Raw genomic sequence first — 18,126 nt, 5'->3', positions numbered from 1 at the left:
GACAAGGAAGTGATTTTCCAATAAAGACAAGAAGAGAAGAAAGGGCTCTGAAAAAGCAGCGTTCTTCTCTTCTTCTTGTTACTCTGCAATTGTAGTTCGTCAATGTAACCAATATAATTTGTAATGAATACAGTGTAAGGAAAGGCTTTTTGATAAAATAAACGGTAATGAGGGATCAAGATGGCAAAGGATGGATTAACAGCTCATTTCAGGCGGTTGATTGCCGGAGTCAATGTGAAAGTACCTTTACTGAATGGAGACTATGTTACTTCCATTAATTTTGATAATGCGGCAACCACGCCACCTTTCCATGCTGTAATCAAGGAAATTCAGGATTTTTCTCCATGGTATTCATCCGTTCACCGGGGAACTGGATATAAGTCGGTTGTGACTTCTGACATGTATGAAGAAGGGCGGGAACAAATTAAACAATTTGTTCATGCTGATGCAAAACGTGATTTGGTTATCTATACCAAAGGTACAACAGAAGCCATCAATTTGTTATCCTACATATTGCAACAACAGGAAGGGCAGGCAGTGATTCTTTCCAGTGAAATGGAACATTTGGCCAATGATCTTCCCTGGAGAAATAAATTCAAACTGGATTATGTGAAAATAAACCAGGCCGGGGAGTTATCACTGGAAGATTTAGCGTGTAAATTGGAACGATATGGCGGTAAAGTTAAACTGGTTGCCGTAACCGGAGCTTCCAACGTTACCGGCTTTATCCCTCCGGTACACAAGATAGCCGGACTGGCCCATCACTATGGAGCCCGGATTTTAGTAGACGGTGCGCAATTGGTGCCGCATAGTGCCATTGACATGAAGCCCCACAGCAGTAAAGAACATATTGACTATCTTGTTTTTTCGGCACATAAGATGTATGCTCCCTTTGGGACAGGGGTGCTGATCGGACCGCGTGATACGTTTGACGGGTATGAACCGATGCTTAAAGGGGGAGGTGCGGTAAAGCTGGTTTCGCGAGAATTTGTTGACTGGGATGACTCTCCCTACAAAGAGGAAGCGGGTACTCCCAATCCGCTGGGGGTGCTGGCCCTGCTGACGGCCATCCGCATCATACAGCAGATCGGTATCGAGGTCATTTATCAATATGAAAAAACAGTGATTGATTATTTAATTGCCGGGTTAGCCTGTATGCCGGGCGTCAGTTTATATTGCCATTCCTCACCGGACGAAGACAGGGTAAGTATTATATCAATTCGTGTTGAAGGCATTGAGCACCGTCTGCTGGCTAAAATGCTGTCCTATGAAGCGGGGATTGCGGTGCGGAGCGGTCTTTTTTGTGCCCACCCTTATGTGGAGAAATTGCTCGGTTTCAGTAAACAGGATATAGAGTACTACCATAAGCATCATGAAAAGACCGTCCCGGGTTTAGTAAGAATCAGCCTGGGATTATATAATACCATCCAGGAAGCCGATCTGTTCCTGGATCAATTATGGCAGATTATTAATAATAAAAAACATTATAAAGAAAAATACAATAACCTGGCAGTTGAGGAAGAATCAATATTTTCCGTTAAAAGGCAATTGCCTTGAACTTCAAATGAAAACAAAGTGAACTCCTGCTGGCTTTCCCCTCAGGAGTTCACTTCATTGTTTATCTCGCAGCCCCTATTTGGCGCAGTTCATCTTGATGACGCTGAATCTCTTGTTTCTGACGTTTTTCCCATTCCCTGTCGCTCTCGTTAGGTCGCCGTTTCATTTCACGTTGATGACGTTCGTTTTCCAGACGCTCCCGTTCCTGCTGATTCGTTCCCTGGGGAGCGGCCTGATAAGACTGCTGCTGATCCAAGCGATTTGTCAGATGAAGCGGGGAAGCTTCCGCCGCAGAAGCGGCAAGCCCTAATTGAAACAGGCCAAGCAGGGAAAATACAATAACTTTTTGTAATGGTTTTTTCATAGTATATGCCACCTTTTATATTTTAGCTAAGATTGAAGTTTTTACTTATTGATTTCCAGCCGGGCGGTTGCAGTCCGCATGATGCGGCCCGTGTGGCGGGTGAAGCGCAGCGGCTACTGCTCTAACCTGTTTATCGGAAAGGCCGGCCGCGTTTTTCAGATCGTTGATGAAGTCAGGCTGCTGCGGCATTTTTCCCTTGAGGAACGCCTGCCGTTCTTCCGGGGTCATGTCCCTGGTTTTTTCAAATTCCGCTTTATGTTCGGCAGCTTTTTCTTTAAAGAATTGTACCAGCTCATCGGCCTGCTCCTGAGTAATGGTTCCCTGCTGTACCAGCTGGGCCAGGGTAGTATCGATTTGCTGGAGACGTTCCTGGGGCGGAAATGGCCGCGGCGGACGCAGGGTTTCAGCAACTACTTGCGCCTGTTCCTGTGAAAGGCCGGCCGCGCTTTTCAGATCATTAATCAGGTCGGAATGCCGGGGCGATTTCTTTTTAAGATATGCCTGACGTTGTTCGGGCGTCATCTTTTTCATTTTTTCAAAGGCAGCCTGACGTTCGGCAGCTTTTTCTTTAAAGAAAGTCTGTATTTTGTCGGCTTGCTCTTGAGTAATGGTTCCTTCTGTCACTAATTTGGTTAAACTGTCCGACAGCTGTTTTTCCCCTCCGGGGTGATTAGAGGCCCGGCAAGTTGCCTCATTCTCCGCTTGGGGCGGTGGACAGGTCTTCATTTCATCGGCAAAAGCCAGACTTCCAAGAGAAAGAGCCAGACAACCGATGATCAGACCGCTGACTAGTTTCTTTCTTGTTGATAGGTTCATAATGGATTCTCCTTTATATGGTAATCTCTCGCTTTAGTCTTATTATGCAGGAGAAATGTTACAAAAATGTTACAATCTTGTGTAATTATGGTGCTGTTTTATTTACTTCAAACCAGAAAGAAACACCTTCCGGCGTATTTTGGACACCATAACGGTTACCATGAAGTTCTTGGATGGCACGAACGATAGAAAGGCCCAGTCCATAGCCGCCATGCTCTCTGGAGCGGGATTTATCAACTTTGTAAAAACTTGTCCAAAGTTTATCGAAACTTTCCTCAGGAATGGGTTTGCCGGAGTTGAAGACAAAAATTCTGACTTTATCGTCTACATCCTGAATGGATATTTTGACTTGTTTGTTTGCGTCCGTATGATCAATGGCATTAGTGAGGAGATTCGTGAGAACTTGTTCGATTCGTAAGGAATCACCATGTACAATTCGGCTGTCCGGTAGGTTCATTTCCAGCGTAATGTTTTTTTCTTGGAAAAGTGTTTGATATTTAGAGGCGAAGTCGTTCAGGAGTGCTGAGAGATCAAAGTCTGTTTGCGTTAATGGAAAGAAGCCGGATTCAATCTGAGAAAGATTTAGCAGATCTTTTACCAGTTTATCCATTTTTCCGGCTTCGTCAATAATGACCGAAGAGTAAAAATTCCTGCTGTCTTCATCCTTGGCGACATTTTCTTTCAGTCCCTCCGCATAGCCTAAGATCAATGCCAGCGGTGTTTTTAATTCATGGGAAACGCTGGAAACAAAGTCTTTGCGCATTTTGTCGAGTTTACGTTCTTTTTCCACATCGGCCATCAGCTGTAAATTTTTCTGGTACAGTTCGGATATGGCGGTATCCAACTGGGTGGACAGCTGGTTTATGCTGCTGCCGAGTTCGCCGATTTCATCACTGCGGTTTATGGTGCACTTTTGAGAAAAATTAAGTTTGCTCATGCTTTGAGCAATGCGATTGAGTTCCAATATCGGAGCTGTAAACTTTTTGGCAAAAAGAAATGTCCAGACCGAGCCAAGCAGCAGTGCCAGAATACCGGTAATGCCAAGAAACTGTGCAGCTACAGTGGCACTTTCCTGCATGGGTGCCAGCGGTTGGTGGATAAGGAGAGTGTCGCCGTTATTTAATTGCCGTTCCATTGTTAAAAAATCAATCTTTAGCACCTGGTCTTGCTGAACTTCCAGGACCGTACGGCTGTCAAAGGACTCTCTTTCCTTGGAAATAGACAGCGGCCTGGGGGGCTGAGGGACGGCACTGACTGCATTAGAAGGCGGAGCTGGCGGCAGTTCATGAAATTTTTCATTAATGATGCGCCCAAAGGAACTGTATTTCACATAACCGTCCCTGGAGATGATGATACGAGCACCCAGTGTGTTTCCCAGACGTTCTAAATCAAGCGAAAGATCTTCGGGGTTTCCGAGATATACACTGTCAATTGTTTCACCGGCAGTTACCAGGACGTTTTTCTTTTGCCAGAAATAATACTTTTCCAGTCCAAGCAAAGTCAGACAAAGGGAGAGAAAAACGAAAAAAAGCAATAATGCGGTTAGATTGGTAAATAATCTTGTTCTGATAGAAAGTTTCATTTTTCGGCCTCAAAACGGTAGCCGTAACCTCTGATGGTTTGGATGGCAGAATTTTTATCCCCTAATTTTGTCCGGAGGCGATTGATATGCGTGTCGACCGTCCGGAGATCGCCAAAGTATTCATAACTCCAGACATGATTGAGGATTTGCTGGCGGCTAAGTGCTTTCCCTTGATTTTCAGTCAGATAAACCAGCAATTCATATTCCTTGGGACTTAAATCAAGAATCTGCCCGTCCAGGGATACCTGGCGGGCAGCGGCGTCAATAGCCAGTCCGTTATAAGAAACGGTCTTTTCCCGTTCTATCCGGCGGAAAATGGAATTAACCCGTGCGGTTAAAATTTTGGGACTGAAAGGTTTGGTAATATACTCGTCGGCCCCGATTTCAAAAGCAAACAACTGGTCAACTTCTTCACTTCGGGCAGTAAGCATAATGACAGGGATATTATTATCTTTTCTGATTTCACGGCAAACCGTCCAGCCATCATGTTCGGGCATCATGACATCCAGAATAACCAGATCCACTGTTTCCTGTTCCAATACCTGCAGCGCCGCTTTGCCGTCAGCAGCCTCAAGAATAGTATAGCCTTCACGGCTCAGAAAATCCGATACCAGTTTTCGCATACGCTGCTCATCGTCAACAATTAAAATGCTCTTATTCACCCTTGGTAGTCTCCTTAATTATGATGTGATTTGCCTCTACAATAATATAGTAATAGAAAAAAAGTCAATAGTGTTTATCCGGTAAAAAAAAACAGCCGCAAGCATGTGGCTGTTTTCGCGATAACATTTCCGGCAGGTTAATTTAACAAGTCGAATTGCAATCGTTGTTGTCAAAGCAGCAAAACAGAAGAAGCAATATAATAATGATGATAATGATGAACCAACTGCCGCGTCCGCAGCCGCCGCCAAATCCAAAGCCCATAAATAACCATCTCCTATCAATAGATTTGACTTGTATTTCGCTATATCATATGATATTAGTCGCTGATTTGTCCGTCAAAGGAGAAGCTTTCCGGAGGGCTTTTTTTACTTGTGCTGCATAAGATGAAGCAGAGGTGAAAATATGGCTTATTCTATTACTGTGAACTTAACGACAAGACGCTTGTCATTATATCGAAACGGGCAGAGTGTTGCCACATATCCGGTCGGCGTAGGAAAAATGGTCACACCGACTCCGACCGGAACTTATAGGATTGTTACCAAAAATCCTAATCCGGGCGGACCTTTCGGTGCGATGTGGCTGGGACTTAGTGTTGCGCATTACGGCATACATGGGACAAACAATCCTTCTTCAATCGGTCACTATGTTTCACATGGCTGTATCCGTATGCACAATAGTCATGTCCTGAATCTGGCACGAATTGTACCCGTTGGGACCCCGGTGGCCATTGTCAGGTAAGCTGATTTGTTTTGCCATGAAGGCAGGAAAAGTGGTATAATAAAAAAGGTTTATAGTAACATGCTGTTGAAGGGAGGTGTAATGTATGCTTATTCATTTGCCGTGCAGAGGTCAGGTTATTTTTGAACATGGTATTGGAAAATGCTCCAGCTGTGGTAAAGAAATTAAGGTTAAGATATCAAATAAATAAAAACCGCTTACCCTAGGGTAAACGGTTTTTATTTATTTGATATCTTGTCATAGTTTTGCCATATATTTGTACCATAATCAGGGATATGATCATAAGAGGAGTGGTAGTATGCATAATCATGTTCCGTTAGGATTTGTTTTCTTTAGTGTGTTTCACACTTTGCTGGCAATTGGCGTTGTATACCTGCTTTATAATATTTCCAGATCACTGCAGCGTATTGCCAGAGGTATGGAAAAGAAAGAAATCAAATTACAATTGTTGGCAGAAGAAGGCTTGCTTGAATCCGACAAAATAGACGGATAGAAATAAAGACTAAAAGAGCGCAGGAATTAACAGCATTCTCTTTTGGCCTGAAAAGTGTTTTTATAGAACCTGCTTTGGCGGCTTTGGCTCCGTATCAAAGACTGCTAACCGTCAGGGAGAGTTAGCTTAGTGACAATTACCTTATCGATTCTTAATCTGTCCATATCCACAATTTCAAATTTTAAATAATTCCATTCGAAAGTATCCCCGGTTTTAGGCATGCTGCCCAGATAAGAGATGATAAATCCGCCAAGAGTCTGGTAATGATCTTTGTCCTCGCCGGGCATTTCACCGAGATCAAATAATTCTTTAAATTCATCAATGGACAGCAGCCCATCCAGTAACCAGGAATCATCATCCCGCTGTACGATTTCCTGTTCATCCTCTTCTTCCTGTGGTAATTCGCCCACAAGGTGCTCCAGTATGTCGTATAGAGTCACCAAGCCGATCATGCCGCCAAATTCATCCATAACCAGGGCGATATGCGTCCCGGTTTGCTGGAATTGTTCTAATAATTTAAAGGCGCGAAGACTGCGGGGGACAAACAGTGGCTCCCGTGTATTTTCGGCTATAGGCAGTGTGGACTGATTGCGCATGGCCAGGATATCTTTGGCGTAAATAACACCGACGATATCGTCCAGGCTTCCTTTGGCTACAGGTAAACGGGAATGGTGGCTTTCCATAATGTCGCTCCAGATTTGTTCATCAATATCTTCCAGATCAATCCAGTCAATTTGTGTTCTGGGGGTCATCAGTGCCGATACCCGCATATCACCCAGGCGGAAAACCCTGTCTACAATATCTCTCTCTGTTTCTTCGAAGGTTCCCACGGCGGTCCCCTCAGCAATCATCAGTTTAATTTCTTCCTCCGTGACACCGGAGTCCACAGGTTCTTTGATGTTTAACATTTTGAGAGCGAATTCGGTAGAATAACTTAGCAGCCGGACCAGCGGCAGGAACATTTTGGAGAAAATATTCATAGGGATTGCGATCCACGCGGCAACACGTTCCGGATTGTTTAAAGCTATTTTTTTAGGAACCAATTCGCCGACAATTAACGATATATAAGTAATCGAAGCAACTACAATTACCATGCTGACGGCAACGCTATACTCGCCAATAAGGGGGACCGGTTTAAGAAAAACGGCCAGTGGCTGTGCCAGAGTTGCGCCGCCGTAGGCGCCTGTGACTACCCCAATGATGCTGATGCCGATCTGGACGGTCGATAAAAGCTGGGTGGGATCATTGGCTAATTCTAATGCGGTTTTTGCCCTGGCGCTTCCTTCCAAAGCCTGTTTCTCTAGACGTGCCTTACGGGATGAAACGATGGCGATTTCCGTCATAGCAAAAATGCCGTTGGCGATAATCAGAACAAATATGATGAAAATTTCCAAACCTATAGATGGGTCACCTTCCAATTGAAGTGCCAACTCCTTTAAAGTTAAGTTTAAATTACATTATAACAATAGTTTTGCCAAATTAAAAGCAGTCGATTAGGACTTTCAGAAGATTTGCATTTGCAATCCCAGTAAATTCCTGATATTATATATATAATAGGCAGTTTTTGGAGGTGTATTGCTATGGGTATGGCAATTGCTTCAAGTCAACAAAGCCAATCTACTGGTAGTGCTGCTTCTTCCGGTACTGCGTCGTTGGAAAAGCAGAAAGAAAAACTGGAAAAACAGATTAAGGAACTGGAAACAGAAGATGCGGTAGCCAATCAGAAAACTATAGCCAGTTTGAAAATGCAGGTACAGCAGATTGAGTTGCAGATTCAACAACAGTCGCAATCACAAAGCGTAAGCGGTACGCCGCAAAATGCTGTGCAGTCGACAGCGGTAAGCCGGGGGACCGGACCTGCCTACAGGGTAGAGCTTGGACAGCCTGCTCAAACAACAACGGCAGATATACAAGAGGATAATCCGGCGTATATTTTGGATATTAGTGAATAAAACAGGGGTGCCTGCCTGTATAGTTTTTCAATTAAAATAGTGTTCTATGATAAAAACGCAAGTTCTCTGGAGAACTTGCGTTTTTATCATAGAATGAAAAGAAGGAGATTGCCATAGTATACAGTACTGTATACTATGAAGAGTAGTCCACACGGGTATTGGTGAAAGGCGGGATAACATGGAGATTAAATGGTGCGTTTGTGATGTGGATGGTACGTTGATTGACTCCCAACGGCGTTTAACCAAGAAAACGATTCAGGCGATTGAGGACATGAGGCAGGCCGGGATTGACCTGATTTTGTCCACAGGCCGAAGTCCGCTCTTTATCAGGGAATTGACTGCCAGTCTGAAAATCAAAGGTCCGGTTATTTGTTGTAATGGCGGAATGATTCAGCATGCAGGTTCAGGGAAAACATTGTTCAGTAAAACGATTCATAAAGAGTTGATTCACGCTTTGGCGAAGGGTTTCCTTGCCAATCAGATAGATGCCCTTATGTACTCCCATGATCATATTTATTATAATTATGGCAGCAGGCGGGCGCAGCTTTACCATGATTTTAACGAACAAGCACTGCCGGAATTTCGTGTGCCGTTGACTGAGATCAGGAAAGCGGAAGAGCTTCCGGATACCATTATGAAGTTTTTTGTTTGGGATGTTGATCAGGCTGCAGTGAAAAATTTAGAGAAAACCTATAGCCGGGAAGGGCAGTTATATTTGGTGTCGTCGATGCGCGGTTCCGTCGATATTATGTCCAACGGAGTATCAAAAGGAGAGGCTCTGCGGTTTCTGGCGGAAACCCAGGGGATTGATCTGACGAAGACGGCGGTATTTGGAGATAACTATAACGATGTCAGTATGTTTCAGTTTGCCGCTTTGCCGATTGCCATGGAAAATGGAGAGGAAGTTGCCAAGCAGGCTGCCAAATATGTAACACTCTCTAATGATGAGGACGGAGTTGCCTATGGTATTCGCCGCTATATTTTAAAATAAAAAAGGTTTTACAGACAGCTAACAGGATCTTAACATCATACGGTGTCCTTTATATTACGATATAAACAAAAAAGAAAAGGGGGACACATAGCGGATGATGGAAGATGCTAATATGACGCCGGATGAATTAGCTCAGCTGCTGATAGAATTGCCTGCCATTTTAGACGCCTTACAATCCGAATATGAATCTCAACTACAGCAAAAATAGTACTTTTTTAAGTCATTCCTTCGGGAATGGCTTATCGTTTTATTTTGAGGAAATAAGAAGTATTTATTGACGAAATTAGGGAGAATATGTAATATATGTAATAGAGTAGTATATACGGTAATTGAATATTGGGGTAAACTTATCGAAAGGTAAGGACACAAAGCCATGGGTCTAAGGATGCAACTGCATCTATGATTGCCAGGTTGCCTGTTTTTTACATAAAACTGTTTAGGCCAGGCGCTGTGGAGTCCTGGTTTTTTATTTTGTGTATACCGTGTAGCAACCGATCATCAATATAGAAAGAAAGTGAGTACCAGGGAATGAAATCTTTTATAAAAAGTATGAAAGAAAAGCAAACTTTACTAATACTTATCTTTCTTTATATTACTTTATTTATCTTTTGGGATTTTTTTTGGCAGGATGATGACTGGACCAGAGCTTTAGGAAGTGTTGCTTTGGCAGTAAGCAGTTCGTTAATTACTTTATATTTCTTATTTCGCACGTATAAGGAAACCAGTTCAGGAAAGCTATTTTGGCTTTTCTTGTTTTTTGGCATTCTTTCCCTAGCTGCTGCCAAAACGATAAGCGGATATTACCGGTTTATTCTGGATGTTCAGTCTTCTTTTTTGGGGTGGGATGATTTCTTTTACGTGCTTTATCCGATTTTCATCCTTTCCGCATTTATTTCCATCGTATGGCGACAAAGAGGGGCTTATAACTGTTTCAAATTAATATTTGATATCATACTCTTTATGATTGTCCTATTTAGTATAACCTGGCGGTATGTAGGCAATCATTTTGTTTTTGATTCTGCTGTGGAAGTTGTTATCTACAGGTACTATTCGATCTACCCGGTATTGGATTTCGGGTTATTGTGCGGCATTATCAAATTTTACTCCCGTTCGCAGTGGTTTGGCCAGTCTGTGCTAAATCTGTTGATCCTTTGCTGGAGTTTATTTTTTATTGCGGATACGGCTTACTTATATCAAAAATTGCAGGGAATCGTTTACCCTGATGTCTGGTTTCATGCATTATGGGGGATTGGCAAGTTGGTGCTTGCTTTGTCCGGCATTCTTCACCGGGAAGATATTGTAAAACACCATAAGAAGCCTACACTGGCAGGCAAGCTGCAATCTTATGATCTTCAACTATTTGTAACGTATTCATTGGTAGTTATCTCCCTGCTCCTGCTGTTTACTGAACTGGATGAGATTAACAGCTTGGCGATAGGCGTGTTATGCTGTGTGATTCTGATGAGTATCCGGCAGATTTTTTCTTTTTTGGACCATAAAGAACTATTAAAGACTTTAAAGGAGAAAAATAACAAGCTGGAAGATATGGTGTATACGGACTATTTAACCTCCATGCCCAATCGTTTCCGGCTGCTGCAGGATTTGCGCCACCTCAAAAAACCATGTGTGGTCATTATTAATATTGAAAACTTCCGGGCAATTAACGAATTCTATGGTTATCAGGCGGGAGATCAGGTACTGAAGGATTTTGCACAATGCGTTGTGCGGGAGGCGCTGCCTTACGGATACAGTGTGTACCGGCTATCCGGTGATGAGTATGCGCTACTGGCCGATGGTTTGGAGGAAGAGGATTGTCAAAAGCGAATCCTTGCCATTTATGAAGAGCTTGAGAAAACCGGATTTGAAATTCATGGACAGGAGCACCACCTTTTTGCAACCTTCGGTATAGCGATGACGGCAGATAAGCCGATGGAAAAGGCGCAAATGGCTTTGCGGTACGCACGGCAATGTAATTTTCGCGTGCAAATGTATCGTGATGAACTGCCGATAAAGAACAGTCATTATGATAATTTGCATTGGGTCAAGGAAGTTCAGGAGGCTGTTCAGGAGGATCGAATTACACTTTATTATCAGCCTATTATGGATTTAAATACCGGTAAGGTAACGAAATATGAAGCTTTGATGCGCATGGTTTCCCGGACGGGGGAAATCATTGCGCCGGGCTGTTTTTTGCCTATTATTAAAAAGACAAAAATTTATCCGCGTTTAACCGAGGTTGTCCTGAAAAAATCATTTGCTTTTTTTGCGGACAAGGATGTGGAATTTTCTATTAACCTCAGCGCAGCCGACATATCCGATGGGCAAGTAACTGCCTTAATCATGCAGTTGTTACAGGGATCCGGACTGGCGGAACGCGTGACTTTTGAATTTGTTGAATCGGAAGAGTTTGAAGATATCCGGGAACTGGCTTCGTTTATTCAAAGTGTGAAAGCGTATCGTGCTAAAATTGCGATTGATGATTTTGGCAGCGGTTATTCAAATTTTGCGCATATTTTGACCATGGATACCGATTATATCAAACTGGATGGGTCGTTGATTAAGGAGATTGCTACGAATCCTTCAGTTTTGGCGATTGTGGAAAGTATTGTGTACCTTGCCCGCAAGCTTAATATTAAAGTGATTGCGGAGTTTGTCAGTTCAGAAGCTATTTTTTCCACTGCACAGAAAATCGGTCTGGATGAGGTACAAGGCTATTTCATTGGAGCGCCGAAACCGGATTTATTATAATCCGGCGGTTTTCCAACCCTAGGCAGACGGCTGAAATGGTATTTTTTCCCGTTGAAAAATAGATAGCGGGTATATAAGGAGATTCCTATGTCCGCCGTAGCCCAAATATAAAGGAAGTGTCTACGGTTTTTACGTATTCCGAGACACTTCCTTTTGCTTAATTTTTTTCGTTGCCGGCCATTAGTTTGGCCACTTTGTTGGCAAATGCGATGGGATCCTCCGGCGGTAATCCTTCAATTAACAAGGCCTGCGTATATAATAAATCGCAATAATCAGTGAAGGCGTCGGAATCCGGCGCGGTTTCATGCAGTTTTTTCAATGCGGCAAAAACTTCGTGATGCGGGTTCAATTCCAGTATGCGTTTGGCTTTAAATGAAGCCCTGTTCATTTCTGTTAAAATATGTTCCATGGAAAGACTAATGCCATTGTCGTCGCTGACCAGGCAAACTGCACTTGTTTTTAAACGGCTGCTGATTTTAACCTCGGCAATTTTGTCGCCCAACCGGTCTTTTACCGCTTTTACCAGGCTTTCATTGTCTTTGGCAAGGTTTTCGGCGTCTTGTTTCTCAGTCTCTGATTCGAAATCATCCAGCTGCAGGTCGCCCCGGCTGATGGATTGGAATTTCTTTTCTTTGAATTCCTGCAGAGCGTCAATGGCAAATTCATCGACCCGATCCAATAAATACAATACCTCAATGCCTTTTTCTTTAAGCAGTTCCATTTGCGGCAGCCGCTCTACAGAAGCGCGGTCCTTACCGGCAGCATAATAAATTACTTTTTGCTTTTCCGGCATCCGGCCGGTGTATTCTTCCAGGGAAGTTAACCCATCAGGGGATTGTGATGAAGGAAAAAGCAGCAACCCTTTTAATTTATCACGGCTTTGATAGTCGGAATAAATGCCGATCTTAAGGGCTTGGCCAAATTCTTTCCAGAAGGTTTCATATTTCGGACGATCTTTGGTCAACAGGTTCTCCAGTGTTTTCAATATGCTTTTTTCCAGGTTCTTGCCAATTAATTTCAGTTGTTTGCTGTGTTGCAGCAATTCACGGGAAATATTGAGCGAGAAATCAGGAGAATCCACTAAGCCACGGACAAATTTCAGATACTCAGGAAGTATTTCCCGGCATTTATCCATAATAAAAATATGTTTAGAGTAAAGGCGGATACCTGCTGTAGTGTCGCGGTCATAAAAATCAAAGGGAGCGCGGGAAGGGAGAAATAACAGAGTGGTGTATTCGACGGTGCCTTCTGCCTTGGAATGAATAATTTCCAGAGGATCTTCCCAGTCATGAAAGAGATCTTTGTAGAAAGAGAAGTACTCTTCTTTGGTTATTTCATTTTTATTTTTGACCCATAACGGAGTCATGGAATTCAGCGTACGGACTTCAACTGTTTGCTTAGCCGGCGCATCTTCAATAATTTTACCTTCAGCATCCTTAGGTTTTTCTTCGCTAATAAAATTCATGCGAATAGGGTAGCGGATATAATCGGAATATTTTTTAATCAGTGATTGAAGGGTATAACGGTTTAAAAAGTTCTCTTCTCCGTGTTCGGCAGAACGGAATTCTTCCTTTAGGGCAAGGACAATGGTAGTGCCGCGTTTTTCTTTTTCAATTTCTTCAATCGTATAAGTACCGTCTCCGGTTGATTTCCACTTAACCCCTTTAGCCTGTCCGGGTGCCCGGGTGATTAAGGTCACCTTTTCGGCAACCATGAAGGCTGAATAGAACCCTACACCGAACTGACCGATTAATTCTTGATCCGTGCTGGTTTCTCTTTCTTTCAGCTTCTCTAAAAATGCCCTTGTTCCGGATTTGGCGATAGTCCCGATATTTTCAATAACTTCATCATAGGTCATGCCCATGCCGTTATCGGAGATTGTTAGTGTGCGGCTGTTTTCATCAGGAATGAGAAAAATTTCAAATTGATCATCGCCTTCCAGCAAATCATGGTTAGTAAGCGAGTTAAAGCGAACCTTATCGATCGCATCAGATGCATTGGAAATTAATTCTCTTAAAAAGATTTCCCGGTTGGTATAGATAGAATGCACCATCAAATCAAGCAATTGTTTGGTTTCCGCCTGAAATTCCCGCGTTTTCTTCATAGTAGCCTCTTGGGTCATAGGTTAGACTCTCCTTTTTCTTAAGTCATTTATAAGCAAACAATATTGTTAGCACTCAAGCTTCATGAGTGCTAACTTTTGTTTCTATGATAACCGGATTGTGCGTCAAAATCAATCATTTTTACGATAAGATTTACTTTTTCTTAGGATTTTATTGGCAATTATGTGTCATTATCGGCATGAAGTGCAGTATAATTCGTTTTTAACAACAGTTTTATATACTTCGGCTTACGTAAAAAATCCCTTTGTTCTAAGGAAACGATTATGGATTTTTAATAAGCCGGCTGTTTTTTAAGTCTTATGAAAACATGCAGTTTTTCAATCCATAGGAAAGGGATGCCTCAAAAGGCATTCAACCTTTTGGGGCATCCCTCTACAGTTGTTAACCGTTTACAACGGTTCCTCCGTTAACGTGAAGAATCTGACCGGACATATAGGCCGAGTCTGCGGAGGCTAAGAATACGTAACAAGGAGCTACTTCTGCCGGCTGGCCTGCCCGATTCATAGGGGTATTTTGCCCAAACTGGGTCACCTTCTGTTCGGAAAAAGAAGCCGGAATAAGTGGTGTCCAAATAGGACCGGGCGCTACACCATTAACGCGGATGCCCTGTGGAAGCAGTGAAAGTGACAGAGAGCGGGTAAAAGCTACAATAGCGCCCTTGGTTGCGGAATAATCGATTAACTGTTCGTTTCCCTCATAGGCGGTAACGGAGGCAGTGTTGATAATAACACTGCCGTTTTTGAGATGAGGAAGGGCCACTTTACTCAGATAAAAGCAAGAAAATATGTTGGTGCGGAACGTCCTTTCTAGCTGAGCCGCAGTAATGTTCTGCAAACTGGTTTGTACGTGTTGTTCAGCAGCGTTATTTACCAGTATGTCGAGCTGTCCAAACTCCTTAACGGTTTGCGAGACTACTTGCCGGCAAAAGGCTTCGTTGCCGATGTCGCCGGCAATGCTTAGGCAGCGCCTGCCGGTCTCTTCGATTAATTTTTTCGTTTCGGCCGCATCGTCATGTTCATTTAGGTAGGCAATGGCAACGTCGGCGCCCTCTTTGGCAAAAGCCAGGGCTACTGCCCTCCCAATACCGCTGTCACCGCCGCTGATTAAGGCGGTTTTATTGGCGAGTTTATTAGCCGGGAGATAATTGCTACCGGTAAAAACCGGTCGCGGATTCATTTGAGATTCAATACCCGGCTGTTGGTTTTGGTGCTGGGGAGGAAAGGACGGCTGGGTGTTTTTTTGATTCATTTTTCATACCTCTTTTCCAAGTGATTACGTACCTATTTTACCCCCGGTTCAATTTCTGATACAGTTCCGTTGCTTGGCAGGGTTCGAACGCCGGCAGGTAGAATAGGATATAGCAATGCATAAAGTGCGGTGGGAGGTAGTGGAATGAAGACGATTGAACTGACGAAAGGCAGCGGACGGACAAAAGTAACATTAATCTGCGACCGGATGGGAACCGGGCTGGTTGTGCGTATTTTCAACGAGGCGGAACATATTGGTGCTGTGGCGGTTGGTGAGTATGACCATGCCCATGAGCGGGCTTCCTGTTCATTAATCAACCGGCTTGGTCATAAAGATGATGTGATTGCCCTGCCGGTAGCTCACCGGATTGCCCGGAAAACAAAAAATCCGGTCTGTGTTATTGCCGGAGTTCATTTAGATAATATTACTCCCTCAGAAATTTCAGTGCTTACGTATGGTTATGAGAAACTGGTCGATGAAATGCTGGGAATGTTGGAAGCTGGAGTAATCTAAAGATTTAAGCTGCCGGGTTAGTCTTAGGATACCCGCGCAAAAACGGTCGCTTTGCAGTCATCAGCCTGTCCGTGCATTATAATATTAGCCACTGACTGGGACGTTTTATCAGAAAGAATGTTTGAGTAAAAACGAGAGCCTGGACAGGCCTTCGGCAAGATCGGTTTCGCCGGCATAGGCAAAAGATAAACGGAGATAGTGGCTGGTCTGTTTATCGTATAAATTCCCCGGATTAAGCAACAGGCCGTTTTTTAGTGCCGTATGAAACAAGGCGTTCATAGCCAGCGGTGTGTTTAGTCTGAGCCACACGTAAAAACCGCCGCTGGGCATCTGCCAGGTGGCCAGGCCGGTAAAATGCTCCTCCAATGCCCTGCGGCAAATTTCCCGGCGCCATTTTAGTTTATCGCGCACGTCCTCCAAGTGCCGGTAGAAGGAACCGGAGGAGAGCAGCTGGTGTACTGCCCATTGTGACAGAGAACTGGAACCATAGTCAATCTGATTTTTTATATCGGCTAAGCGGCTGATCACAGGCTTGGGACCGGCAATCCAGCCGATTCTAAGCCCCGGGCTTAACGCTTTGGAAAAGCTGCCGATGTACAGAACCAGGCCCTGGGAGTCCAAAGCTTTGATAGGATTGGGCGGAGGAGCATCCAGCCAAAGCTCCCGGTAGACGTCATCCTCGATAATGGGCAGGCGTTCCTTGGCACACCAGTTGTAGACGGTCTGCCGGCGCTCTGCCGCCATAGTGACGCCGGTGGGGTTTTGAAAACAGGGAATGGTGTAGAGGCAGCGGGAGGTGTTGCCGGCAGGCCGGAAAGAATCAAGGGATAATCCTTCATCATCCATGGGAATTCCGTGCAGGCGGACTCCGGCTGATTGAAATAGATTGAGGGAAAAAAGATAAGAGGGACGCTCCAGATATAAGGTGGAGGTCCGGTTAAGCAGCCCCAGTGAAATAAGCTGCAAAGCCTGTAAGGCTCCCGAAACGATTAAAAGGCAGTCCGGCGCCGTAACAACCTGCAGGCGTTTTAAATACCGGCACAGTTCTTTTCTGAGCGGATACAAGCCAAGGGGTTCGGCATAACCCAACTGGCTGATTTCTTCCGCCAGAGCGTGGAGGGCTGAGCCCATGAACTCTTTGGGATAGAAATCCGGTGATAATTCGCCGGTACCCAGACGGATTATGTTTTGGTCAAATTCGTAGGTATTTATTTTTTGAATAGTGGCCAGATTGGGCTGTTGTTGCCCCCGGTTGGTAAAATGATTCCACATGGCGGTGGAAGAAGCAAGCAGCGACCAGGAATTATTGGCAACTTTGGTGCCGCTGCCGACAGACGTTTCCAGCAGGCCGTCGGCAATGAGTTCGTTGACGGCAGTATTGATGGTACTGCGATTGACTCCCAGTATTTCGGACATGGTACGCTGTGAAGGGATTTTACTGCCGGGCGGCCAATCTCCGGAAGAAATTTTAATTTTTATTTGCTCAATCACTTGCTGATACAAGGGGATTTTTTTTGTTTTGTCCAAATGCCAGTCGATAATCAACATGTGAAATCCTCCGCCGTTCTTGTTGCAGTTTTATACATAGTATAGCAAAGTGGTTGGTTATTTTTCAATTGGAATGGCTGGTTACAAATCTTATCTTTCTTTTTAAAATTAAAGAAAAAAGAGATAAGAGGTTAGAAGAATGGTTGGGTATTTTATTCAGGGATTTTTAATGGGTATTGCCTATTTGGCACCGATTGGTATGCAGAATTTGTACGTAATCAATTCCGCACTCCGGACGAACCTCAGCAGGGCATATCAGGTGGCCCTGCTGGTTACTTTATTTGACATCTCCCTGTCGCTGGCGGCTTTTTGGGGAACAGGCATGGTTTTGGAAACCGTTCCACTGCTAAAATGGGGCTTTTATCTTATGGGCAGTATCCTTATTCTGGTTATCGGTATCGGACTTTTACGTCTGCCGCCGGCAAGTTCATTAGAAGTAGAAATGGAAGAATCTTTTTATCGAACGGTTGTGTTTACGTTTAGTGTAACCTGGTTAAATCCGCAGGCGTTACTGGATAGTACATTCCTACTGGGCGGATACCGTGCCTCGCTTGATTCCGTTGCCGGCCTATGTTTTTTTGTGGGAGTGGTTGGGGCGTCTTTTGTCTGGTTTTTCGGACTGGTAACGCTGGTTGTGCGCTTTCGCAGTCAACTGACGGCGGCAATCCTGCGCAGGGTGAATATTGTCTGCGGGGTAACCATCATTGTATTCGGGCTTAATCTGGGTTATCGATTTTTTCATGATGCCTTTGGTTTTAGCTGGGAAAGTGTGTTACGCTGACATAACTTT

At 44.0% G+C, this 18,126-nt stretch carries 16 protein-coding genes and 1 riboswitch; of the genes, 8 read left to right on the top strand and 8 right to left on the bottom strand.

Annotation, left to right across the window (positions count from 1 at the left end; all coding sequences use genetic code 11):
* The first annotated feature begins 180 nt into the window (after positions 1 to 180).
* Entirely contained in the window at positions 181 to 1,557 is a 1,377-nt protein-coding gene (locus P22_RS05545; protein WP_054259229.1) for an aminotransferase class V-fold PLP-dependent enzyme, read from the top strand.
* A 61-nt stretch (positions 1,558 to 1,618) separates the two neighbouring features.
* Here P22_RS05545 and P22_RS05540 read toward each other — a convergent pair whose 3' ends face one another.
* The 4 genes from P22_RS05540 to P22_RS05525 all read right to left on the bottom strand — a co-directional run bounded on the left by P22_RS05540 (position 1,619) and on the right by P22_RS05525 (position 4,981).
* Entirely contained in the window at positions 1,619 to 1,921 is a 303-nt protein-coding gene (locus P22_RS05540) for a hypothetical protein (protein WP_054259228.1), read from the bottom strand.
* A gap of 45 nt (positions 1,922 to 1,966) precedes the next feature.
* Positions 1,967 to 2,737, bottom strand: a complete 771-nt coding sequence (locus P22_RS20985; RefSeq protein ID WP_054259227.1) for a hypothetical protein — start codon at positions 2,735 to 2,737, stop codon at positions 1,967 to 1,969.
* An 85-nt stretch (positions 2,738 to 2,822) separates the two neighbouring features.
* The gene (locus P22_RS05530) at positions 2,823 to 4,319 is read right to left on the bottom strand and encodes a HAMP domain-containing sensor histidine kinase (protein ID WP_054259226.1); all 1,497 of its coding nucleotides are present in this window, start codon (positions 4,317 to 4,319) and stop codon (positions 2,823 to 2,825) included.
* Positions 4,316 to 4,981, bottom strand: a complete 666-nt coding sequence (locus P22_RS05525) for a response regulator transcription factor (RefSeq protein ID WP_072169779.1) — start codon at positions 4,979 to 4,981, stop codon at positions 4,316 to 4,318. The genes P22_RS05530 and P22_RS05525 overlap by 4 nt, the downstream gene beginning before the upstream one ends.
* 403 nt (positions 4,982 to 5,384) lie before the next feature.
* On the opposite strand from P22_RS05525, the gene P22_RS05520 reads away from it, so the two are divergent.
* Both P22_RS05520 and P22_RS05515 read left to right on the top strand, forming a co-directional pair.
* On the top strand, positions 5,385 to 5,720 hold the full coding sequence (locus P22_RS05520; protein WP_054259225.1) for a L,D-transpeptidase: 336 nt from the start codon (positions 5,385 to 5,387) through the stop codon (positions 5,718 to 5,720).
* A gap of 298 nt (positions 5,721 to 6,018) precedes the next feature.
* Positions 6,019 to 6,213: a hypothetical protein gene (locus tag P22_RS05515; protein WP_054259224.1), complete on the top strand. Its 195-nt coding sequence runs from the start codon at positions 6,019 to 6,021 to the stop codon at positions 6,211 to 6,213.
* A 104-nt stretch (positions 6,214 to 6,317) separates the two neighbouring features.
* Here P22_RS05515 and P22_RS05510 read toward each other — a convergent pair whose 3' ends face one another.
* A complete protein-coding gene (locus P22_RS05510; protein WP_054259223.1) occupies positions 6,318 to 7,631 on the bottom strand; it encodes a hemolysin family protein in 1,314 nt (437 codons plus the stop codon).
* Positions 7,632 to 7,793: 162 nt separating this feature from the next.
* Between P22_RS05510 and P22_RS05505 the strand changes: the two genes are divergently transcribed.
* From P22_RS05505 to P22_RS05495, 3 genes are all read left to right on the top strand, one after another.
* A complete protein-coding gene (locus P22_RS05505; protein WP_054259222.1) occupies positions 7,794 to 8,165 on the top strand; it encodes a FlxA-like family protein in 372 nt (123 codons plus the stop codon).
* 178 nt (positions 8,166 to 8,343) lie between these two features.
* Positions 8,344 to 9,156: a Cof-type HAD-IIB family hydrolase gene (locus P22_RS05500; RefSeq protein ID WP_054259221.1), complete on the top strand. Its 813-nt coding sequence runs from the start codon at positions 8,344 to 8,346 to the stop codon at positions 9,154 to 9,156.
* Between the two features lie 330 nt (positions 9,157 to 9,486).
* Positions 9,487 to 9,575, top strand: a riboswitch (cyclic di-GMP riboswitch).
* Between the two features lie 109 nt (positions 9,576 to 9,684).
* Positions 9,685 to 11,904 (top strand): bifunctional diguanylate cyclase/phosphodiesterase, encoded by a 2,220-nt coding sequence (locus tag P22_RS05495; RefSeq protein ID WP_054259220.1) that lies wholly within the window; start codon positions 9,685 to 9,687, stop codon positions 11,902 to 11,904.
* 157 nt (positions 11,905 to 12,061) lie between these two features.
* Here the strand turns inward: P22_RS05495 and htpG are convergent, their stop codons facing one another.
* Together htpG and P22_RS05485 are read right to left on the bottom strand one after the other, a co-directional pair.
* Positions 12,062 to 14,026, bottom strand: a complete 1,965-nt coding sequence (gene htpG / locus P22_RS05490; protein ID WP_054259219.1) for a molecular chaperone HtpG — start codon at positions 14,024 to 14,026, stop codon at positions 12,062 to 12,064.
* 382 nt (positions 14,027 to 14,408) lie between these two features.
* Positions 14,409 to 15,275: an SDR family oxidoreductase gene (locus P22_RS05485; RefSeq protein WP_054259218.1), complete on the bottom strand. Its 867-nt coding sequence runs from the start codon at positions 15,273 to 15,275 to the stop codon at positions 14,409 to 14,411.
* Between the two features lie 144 nt (positions 15,276 to 15,419).
* Here P22_RS05485 and P22_RS05480 point away from each other — a divergent pair, with 144 nt between their 5' ends.
* The gene (locus P22_RS05480; protein WP_054259217.1) at positions 15,420 to 15,788 is read left to right on the top strand and encodes a prenylated flavin chaperone LpdD; all 369 of its coding nucleotides are present in this window, start codon (positions 15,420 to 15,422) and stop codon (positions 15,786 to 15,788) included.
* 108 nt (positions 15,789 to 15,896) lie between these two features.
* On the opposite strand, the gene P22_RS05475 is transcribed toward P22_RS05480, so the two are convergent.
* Positions 15,897 to 17,336 carry an aminotransferase-like domain-containing protein gene (locus P22_RS05475; RefSeq protein ID WP_054259216.1) on the bottom strand — a complete coding sequence of 480 codons (1,440 nt, stop codon included), beginning with the start codon at positions 17,334 to 17,336 and terminating at the stop codon, positions 15,897 to 15,899.
* Positions 17,337 to 17,475: 139 nt separating this feature from the next.
* Between P22_RS05475 and P22_RS05470 the strand changes: the two genes are divergently transcribed.
* On the top strand, positions 17,476 to 18,117 hold the full coding sequence (locus tag P22_RS05470) for a LysE/ArgO family amino acid transporter (RefSeq protein ID WP_054259215.1): 642 nt from the start codon (positions 17,476 to 17,478) through the stop codon (positions 18,115 to 18,117).
* Positions 18,118 to 18,126: the final 9 nt, after the last annotated feature.

This window comes from Propionispora sp. 2/2-37 (genome assembly GCF_001298735.1).
In the GTDB taxonomy this organism is placed as follows: Bacteria; Bacillota; Negativicutes; order Propionisporales; family Propionisporaceae; genus Propionispora.
The sequence above is the reverse complement of the archived record's forward strand: the minus strand, read 5'-3'. Positions and strand labels throughout refer to the sequence as shown.

Bases quoted from the DNA above. Each gene is read 5' to 3' on its own strand.
- P22_RS05545 (WP_054259229.1), top strand. From the start codon at position 181: ATGGCAAAGGATGGATTAACAGCTCATTTCAGGCGGTTGATTGCCGGA.
- P22_RS05540 (WP_054259228.1), bottom strand. From the start codon at position 1,921: ATGAAAAAACCATTACAAAAAGTTATTGTATTTTCCCTGCTTGGCCTG.
- P22_RS20985 (WP_054259227.1), bottom strand. From the start codon at position 2,737: ATGAACCTATCAACAAGAAAGAAACTAGTCAGCGGTCTGATCATCGGT.
- P22_RS05530 (WP_054259226.1), bottom strand. From the start codon at position 4,319: ATGAAACTTTCTATCAGAACAAGATTATTTACCAATCTAACCGCATTA.
- P22_RS05520 (WP_054259225.1), top strand. From the start codon at position 5,385: ATGGCTTATTCTATTACTGTGAACTTAACGACAAGACGCTTGTCATTA.
- P22_RS05515 (WP_054259224.1), top strand. From the start codon at position 6,019: ATGCATAATCATGTTCCGTTAGGATTTGTTTTCTTTAGTGTGTTTCAC.
- P22_RS05505 (WP_054259222.1), top strand. From the start codon at position 7,794: ATGGGTATGGCAATTGCTTCAAGTCAACAAAGCCAATCTACTGGTAGT.
- P22_RS05500 (WP_054259221.1), top strand. From the start codon at position 8,344: ATGGAGATTAAATGGTGCGTTTGTGATGTGGATGGTACGTTGATTGAC.
- P22_RS05495 (WP_054259220.1), top strand. From the start codon at position 9,685: ATGAAATCTTTTATAAAAAGTATGAAAGAAAAGCAAACTTTACTAATA.
- htpG (WP_054259219.1), bottom strand. From the start codon at position 14,026: ATGACCCAAGAGGCTACTATGAAGAAAACGCGGGAATTTCAGGCGGAA.
- P22_RS05485 (WP_054259218.1), bottom strand. From the start codon at position 15,275: ATGAATCAAAAAAACACCCAGCCGTCCTTTCCTCCCCAGCACCAAAAC.
- P22_RS05480 (WP_054259217.1), top strand. From the start codon at position 15,420: ATGAAGACGATTGAACTGACGAAAGGCAGCGGACGGACAAAAGTAACA.
- P22_RS05475 (WP_054259216.1), bottom strand. From the start codon at position 17,336: ATGTTGATTATCGACTGGCATTTGGACAAAACAAAAAAAATCCCCTTG.
- P22_RS05470 (WP_054259215.1), top strand. From the start codon at position 17,476: ATGGTTGGGTATTTTATTCAGGGATTTTTAATGGGTATTGCCTATTTG.